Source organism: Candidatus Thermoplasmatota archaeon (genome assembly GCA_018814355.1).
In the GTDB taxonomy this organism is placed as follows: domain Archaea; phylum Thermoplasmatota; class Thermoplasmata; order UBA10834; family UBA10834; genus COMBO-56-21.
Window position 1 is genome coordinate 1 of the sequence record JAHIZT010000013.1, and the last position, 7,804, is coordinate 7,804.

Genomic DNA, 7,804 nt, shown 5'->3' on the forward strand with positions numbered 1-7,804 from the left:
GCTGCGCTGTCGCTGGCAGACATGGGTTTCCCCGTGCATCTCGTCGAAAAAGATGGCGAGCTAGGAGGCTTCGTCAGAAACCTGAACAACCTCTATGTCACGGAGAAGAGCGCGGCCGAGACCATCAAGCCGCTCATCGAGAAGGGCAAGACCCACAAGAACATCATCCATCACTTGAATTCTCAGGTCAAGAGCGTCTCAGGATTCATCGGAAACTATGATATCGTCATAGGCCAGAAAGGCGCGGAAGACGTCAAGTCGAAGGTGGGCACTATCGTCGTCGCGACGGGCGCGCTCGAGTTAGTGCCTGAAGGCCTATATGGCTACAACCAGTACCCGAACATCGTCACGCTGACTGAGTTCGAGATACTCTGCAAGAAGAAGACTCTCCCGAAGCTAAAGAACGTGGCTTTTATCCAATGCGTCGGCTCAAGAGGCCAGAACAAATCGTATTGTTCCAGGATATGCTGCAACGTTGGGATCAAGAACGCCATCAACATCGTGGACAACTACGAGAACATGCTTGGCCTGATGGAGAAGGATGGCACCGTCGTTGAGAAGATACCAGTCGAACAGAAGGTGCCCGAGGAAATCCTCGATCGCAGGCGCAGGAGGCGCGGCAGGGAGAGGGGAGAGGAGGGCGAGGCAGAAGAGGTCAAGCTCGGCCCCTCGGAGAAGATCGAGGTCACAATGTTCAACAGGGATGTCATGTCCTACGGCGTCGAGCACGAGCTGACCTACAACAAGGCCAGGGAGAAGCGCGTGAAGTTCGTCAGATACACGCCCGAGCACCTGCCGAGGGTCTACATGGAGGGCAACCAACTCACTGTCGGCTACTTCCATGAGACCTTGAGGCTTGAGCGGACGATGCCTGTCGACATGGTCATACTTGCTACACCGCTGGTCGCACAGCCGGATGCTGGTGAGCTGTCGCAGATGCTCAAGGTGCCTCTGGGCCAGGAAGGGTTCTTCCTAGAAGCACACGTGAAATTGAGGCCGGTGGACTTCGCGACGGAAGGCATCTATGTCTGCGGGACTTGCAAAGGTCCATCTGATATCACGGAATGTGCGACGCAGGCGGCCGCCGCGGCGTCTAGAGCCGCGATACCTCTCAGCAGGGGATATGTTCTTGCCGAGGCAATCGCTTCGGATGTGAACACAGACTTGTGCGTGGGATGCGGAATCTGTGCGTCGCTTTGCCCATACTCAGCGATAACCGTGGCACGCGGTCCCAAAGGCATGAAAGCAGAGGTGATCAAGGCTGCATGCAAGGGTTGCGGTTCATGCGGGGCAGGGTGTCCCGAGAAGGCCATGACGATGCTGCACTATACAGACGAGCAGCTCATCGTTGAAGGGCTGGCCGGTATCAAGGAGGTGATCCTGTGACAAGCGAGAAGGACGCCGTGAACGCCATTAGGACCGCTTGGCTGTTCAAGAAACACGTTTCGACTCTGCCGCGCTGGGGAAGGGTCCAACATGAGAGCATGGAGATGGCTGGGAGCTCACTGCCCAATGTGGATCCGGAAACGAAGAGCCTGATAATGAGAAACCTTCTCTTCGCGCTGCGCTGTCATACTTGCGAACGAAGACTGACTGTTGAATGCAATTTCATGATCTGTGTGCGTGGGCTCATGTCCGGCACAATAGGGAGGTAAGAAGATGTCCTTCGAACCGAAGCTCATGGGTTTCATGTGCAACTGGTGCAGTTATGCTGGAGCGGATTTGGCTGGCGTGAGCAGGTACCAGTACCCGCCCGAGATAAGAATCGTCAAGGTGATGTGCAGCGCACGCGTTGACCCGGACATTGTTCTTGAGATGTTCATCCAGGGTGCCGACGGCGTGTTCGTTGGTGGATGTCACATCGGTGACTGCCACTACATCAAGGGCAACTACTATGCACAGCAGCGCATGAAGGTCGTCAATAAACTCCTCGAGAAATGCGGCATCGAGCCAGAGCGTTTGAGGCTTGAATGGGTGAGTGCCTCAGAGGGGGAGCGCTTCGCGAAACTCATGACAGAGTTCACTGCGCAGATCTCCGCACTTGGTGCGAGCCCAGTGAGCGGAGAACAGCCTGACATCAAGAAACTCGAGCTTCTTTTCGCGGCGAAGAGCGTTGTCGAGGACGTGAGGGTTCGTGCATTGCTTGGGAAGTATGTAGAATTCTCTGAGAAGGGTAATGTCTTTGGGAGAAAGATGTCCGAAGAGGAGCTGAATGCATTGCTCGATTCAGTGATAGATGACGAATTCGCGCGAATTAACATCCTGCTGGCAGCGTCCAGCAAACCAGTTTCTGTAAAAGAACTCGCAGCATCTCTGAACCTGTCTGCGACGAAGGTCCTGCGACATATTGTAACGCTGAAGGAGCGCGATCTGGTGAGGCTATCCCGCATAGAGGGCACTACGCCTCTCTATCAGAGCTCGCAAGGTTATGGAATAGGGGGCGTGTGAAATGACTGAAGAACCCGTTGGCGCAGTTCTCGTGATCGGCGGTGGCATCGCTGGCATGCAGGCATCTCTCGATTTGGCAGACTCAGGATTCAAGGTCTATCTTGTGGACAAGAGCCCGAACATCGGAGGTGCGATGGCACAACTTGACAAGACTTTCCCCACGAACGACTGTGCAATGTGCATCATGGCACCGAAACTCGTGGAAACAGGCAGACATCATAACATCCAAATAGTGTCGAATGCCGATGTCGAGCTGGTAGAGGGATCGCCGGGCAATTTTCGAGTGACAGCAGTAAGGCGGACAAGGCGGGTAAGGGAGGACAAATGCACTGGTTGTGGCGTTTGCACACAGCGCTGCCCCATAGAGGTACCAGATGAGTACAACAAGGGACTGAAGCTCAGAAAGGCAATCTATGTGAGGTACCCTCAGGCAATACCGCCGACGCACATCATCGATCAGGACCACTGCATTGGGTGCGGAATCTGTGCGACTCAATGTGAGGCTGAGGCTATCGAGTACGCTGAAAAGGAAAAGGTCCTGGAGATGAGGGTTGGCTCAATCATTCTTGCCCCAGGCTATGAGGAGTTCGATCTAAGCCTCAAACCGGAATACGGCTATGGCAGATATCCGAACGTTGTCTCTTCCCTAGACCTCGAAAGAATGCTGTCAGCAACTGGACCTTATGGAGGCCTTGTCCTCAGGCCGAGCGATGGGGAGCTTCCTCGGAAGATGGCGTTCATCCAGTGCATAGGATCTCGTGACAAACAGATAGGGAAGACTTACTGCTCTTCAGTCTGTTGCATGTTCGCGATAAAAGAGGCGACAATCGCACAGGAGCATACCCCTGGCCTGAAGGCGTACATATTCTTCATGGACATCCGGGCATATGGGAAGGAGTTTGACGAATACTACATCCGTGCGGAGGAAGTTCACAAGATAGAGTTCGTCAAGAACAACCGCATCGCCAAAGTGGAAGAAGACCCGGAAACGAAGAGCCTGACTGTCTGGTATCTTGAGGGAGAGGACCTGAAGAGCGAAGAGTTCGACATGGTCGTCCTTTCTGTTGGCGCTTCACCACCCAAGGATACCGAGCGGTTAAAGCGCGTCCTTGGCATCAATCTGAACAAATACGGGTTCGCAAATACAAACATCTTCTCGCCGATGGAGACAAACGTACCAGGGATATACGTCTGCGGAGCATATTCCGCGCCGAAAGACATTCCTGATTCGGTTGCACAGGCGAGCGGGGCGGCGGCAAAAGCGTCATCTCTGATTTCGAGCGCCCGAGGCACACTTGTAACTGAACGAGTATACCCACCGGAGACCGACTTTGTTGGCGAGGAGCCTCGCGTCGGCGTTTTCGTGTGTCACTGCGGCATCAACATCGGTGGTGTTGTGCGTGTACCCGAGGTAATGGAATACGCGAAGACGCTCCCGAACGTTGTCTACGCTGAGGAGAATCTGTACACTTGCTCCCAGGACACCAACGAGAAGATCAAGCAGAAGATCAAGGAACACAATCTGAACAGGGTGATTGTGGCATCGTGTACTCCGAGAACGCATGCACCGCTGTTCCAGAACACCATTCGTCAAGCAGGGCTGAACATGCATCTATTCGAAATGGCGAACATCCGAGACCAGTGTTCATGGGTTCACACCCACGAACCGGACAAGGCGACGGAGAAGGCGAAAGATCTTGTTCGGATGGCCGTGGCAAAAGCGAGACTGCTCGAACAATTGCCCCGCGTGACTGTTCCTGTGAAGAAGAGCGCGCTCATAGTTGGTGGCGGGTTGTCCGGAATGACCTGTGCAATTGGGCTCGCTGAGGAAGGATATGAAGCGCACATCATCGAGAAGGAGAAGGAACTCGGCGGGATTCTCAAGCGCATACATTTCACACTGGATGGCGAGAACACGCAGAATGAATTGAAGAGGATGATCGAGAGCGTGAAAAGCAACGAGCAGATTCACGTCCACACCAATGCGCTTCTCAAGGAATTGAGTGGCTATGTCGGCAACTATGTGGCCACCATCGCCGCTGACAAGAAGGAAGTGAAGATAGACACTGGTGTGATCATCGTAGCAACTGGCGGAGTGGAATACTCGCCAAATGAATATCTCTACGGGAAGCACGACAAGGTCGTGACCCAACTGGAGTTCGAGAAACTCCTTGCCAAGGACCCGTCCGCGGCCAAGAAGTTGAAGAGCGTCGTTATGATACAATGCGTCGGCTGCAGAACAAAGGACCGGACCTACTGCTCACGTGTGTGCTGCACCGAGACAATCAAGAATGCGCTCAAGCTGAAAGAGTTGAACCCTGCGGCGAACGTGTACATCCTGCACAAGGACATCCGCACATATGGGTTCCGCGAGGATTTCTATTCGGAGGCTGCTGAGAACGGAGTGTTGTTCATCAGATACTACGATGACCCCTTGCCAACCGTGACAATGGAAAGTGGGAAACTGCATGTTCAAGCGTTCGACCATTTCCTAGGTGAGCATGTGGACATGAGACCAGATACACTGGTGCTTGCAGCCGCGACCCTGCCGAATCCGGACAATGAGAGCCTCGCAAAGATCCTCAAGGTACCACTGAGCAAGGACAAATTCTTCCTCGAGGCGCATATGAAACTACGCCCAGTAGACTTCGCAACGGATGGCATCTATCTCTGCGGACTCGCTCATTCGCCGAAATTCATCGAAGAATGCATAGCGCAGGCATCGGCAGCAGTCTCACGTGCATCGACCATTCTCTCTAAGGATTTCTACGAGGTTGAAGGAATAGTCTCTCAGGTGAACGAACAGAAATGCACAGGCTGTGGAACCTGCTTGACTATCTGCCCCTACGGTGCAATGGAGAAGAATGCCGAGGGCATAGCAAAGACAAACATTGTCTTGTGCAAGGGCTGTGGCACCTGCGTTGCATCATGTCCAGAGAGAGCTGTGCGTCTACCCGGCTTCACTGATGAGCAGCTCATCGCTCAGGTTGCGAACGCTGTCAAGGAAGCCAATGGTGTCAAGGGGGGGACCTAGATGGCTTTCGAACCTCGCGTCGTAGGCTTCCTCTGCAACTGGTGCAGCTATGCAGGTGCGGACCTGGCAGGAGTCTCAAGGTTCCAGTACCCGCCCAATATCAGAATAGTCCGCGTGATGTGCTCAGGCAGAGTCGATCCCCTTCTCATAGTCGAGGCTCTGATCCAAGGTGCCGATGGTGTGTTCATCGGAGGCTGTCATCCGGGGGACTGCCATTACATAAATGGAAACCTCCAGGCTAGCTACAAGATCGGTCTTACAGAGAAGATCCTTGAGCTTGCTGGTATTGACCCGCGACGGGTGCAACTTGAATGGGTGAGCGCCTCTGAGGGACAACGGTTTGCCGACCTCGTCAGGGATTTCACAGGAGTGCTCCAGAAACTTGGCCCAAGCAACGCGGGAGAAAGGATGGATGGCTTATTGGCAGTACGCGATGCTCTCAGTAATTTCAGACTTAGGGCCCTTGTGAGCAATGAGCTGAAGATCGTCGAGGAAGGGAATGCCTACGGAGAAAAGCTGGACAAGGAGAAACTCCTGGACATTGTGTACAATGCTACGAAGGAGGAATTCGAGAGATCAATGATCCTCCTGCTTGCGAAGAAGAACAACATGTCCGTGAAGGACCTCTCAAAGAAGACCAACGTCCCGACGCATCGAGTGTTGGAGCACATAGTCGCGCTGAGGCAGAAGAATCTCATTTCAATGGACCACCCGGAAGGCTTCACGCCAACATACAGAACCATCGAGATCGGGGGTGAGCAGTGATGGCAGCTAGTGAGAGGATCGGGGCGGCGATGGTGGTCGGCGGTGGCATCTCAGGGATGCAGTCAGCGCTTGACCTGGCTGACTCCGGCTACAAGGTGTACCTGGTCGAGAAGCAGGCGAGCATAGGCGGTACTATGGCCCAGCTCGATAAGACCTTCCCGACAAACGACTGCGCCATGTGCATCATGGCACCGAAGCTAGTCGCGACCGGGAGACACCACAACATCGAGCTGATAACGAACGCTGAGATCGCGAAACTCGAGGGTGAGGCGGGCAACTTCGATGTGACCGTCAAGCAGCACTCGTTCAGGGTAGATCCCAAGAAATGCACTGGTTGCGGCAGCTGCGCCCAGAAGTGTCCCATCGAGACGACCAACGAGTACGACGAGAACACGAAGGTCAGGAAGGCCATCTACGTGCGCTATCCGCAGGCCGTTCCCCTAATCTTCTCGATCGACCCGGACAAGTGCATCGGGTGCGGCATATGCGCCGAGGAGTGCAAGGCCAAGGCGGTTGAGTACGACCAGAAGGAGAAGATCCTGGAGATCAAGGTAGGATCCATCATCCTGTCTCCGGGCTTCGACGAGTTCAACGCGCGCCTGAAGTCCGAATACGGTTACGGTGTCTACCAGAACGTCGTTTCGAGCATCGAGTTCGAGAGGATAATGTCCGCAACGGGCCCGTACTTCGGGACCATCCTGAGGCCTTCGGACGGCGACATCCCCGAGAAGATCGCGTTCATTCAGTGCGTCGGCTCGAGAGACGAGCACTGCGGGAACGAGTACTGCTCCAGCGTTTGCTGCATGTACTCTATCAAAGAGGCGGTCATAGCCAAGGAGCACACGTCCCAGGTGAAGCCGAGCATATTCTTCATGGATATGAGGGCGTTCGGGAAGGAGTTCGACGAGTACTACAACAGGGCCCAGAACGAGTGGGGCATAAAATTCGTAAGGTCAAGGGTGGCGGCAGTCACCGAGGACCCGAAGACAAAGAACCTCAAGATAAAGTATGTCGAAAACGGCGAGCCGAAGGAGGAGGAGTTCCAGATGGTCGTTCTGGCAGTCGGGCTCAGACCACCAGTCGACGCCGAGAACTTGAGCAGGATCATGAAGTTCAAGCTCAACGATGACGGGTTCGCGCAGACCACAGTGTTCAACCCTGTCGAGACATCCAGGCCGGGCGTATTCGTCGGGGGCGCATTCTCATCGCCGAAGGACATCCCGATGACCGTCGCCGAGGCGTCGGGCGCTGCTGCCAAGGCGGGAGGCGTCATCGCGGCTGCCAGGGGGACATTGGTCACGAAGAAGGAGTATCCGAAGGAGATCAGCGTGGAGGGCCAGGAGCCGAGGATAGGCGTCTTCGTCTGCCACTGCGGTGTCAACATCGGAGGCGTGGTCAAGGTCCCGGAGGTCACGGAGTACGCCAAGACGCTCCCGAACGTCGTCTACGCCGAGCAGAACCTGTACACATGCTCCCAGGACACTCAAGAGAAGATAAAGGAGAAGGTCAAGGAGCTGAAGCTCAACAGGGTCGTGGTCGCGAGCTGCACGCCAAGGA

The 7,804-nt window shown here is 54.7% G+C and carries 5 protein-coding genes; all 5 read left to right on the forward strand.

Translation table 11 applies throughout. The features are described from left to right. Positions 1–1,386: 4Fe-4S dicluster domain-containing protein (locus KJ653_00400; protein MBU0684301.1), on the forward strand; the 1,386-nt coding region annotated here is incomplete at its 5' end. A gap of 273 nt (positions 1,387–1,659) precedes the next feature. Next, the gene (locus tag KJ653_00405) at positions 1,660–2,448 is read left to right on the forward strand and encodes a hydrogenase iron-sulfur subunit (protein ID MBU0684302.1); all 789 of its coding nucleotides are present in this window, start codon (positions 1,660–1,662) and stop codon (positions 2,446–2,448) included. 1 nt (position 2,449) lies between these two features. Continuing rightward, positions 2,450–5,482, forward strand: coding sequence for a CoB--CoM heterodisulfide reductase iron-sulfur subunit A family protein (locus KJ653_00410; GenBank protein ID MBU0684303.1), 3,033 nt, complete (start codon positions 2,450–2,452; stop codon positions 5,480–5,482). After that, positions 5,483–6,247: a hydrogenase iron-sulfur subunit gene (locus KJ653_00415; GenBank protein MBU0684304.1), complete on the forward strand. Its 765-nt coding sequence runs from the start codon at positions 5,483–5,485 to the stop codon at positions 6,245–6,247. Between the two features lie 29 nt (positions 6,248–6,276). Further along, the coding region (locus tag KJ653_00420) for an FAD-dependent oxidoreductase (protein MBU0684305.1) at positions 6,277–7,804 on the forward strand (1,528 nt) is incomplete at its 3' end.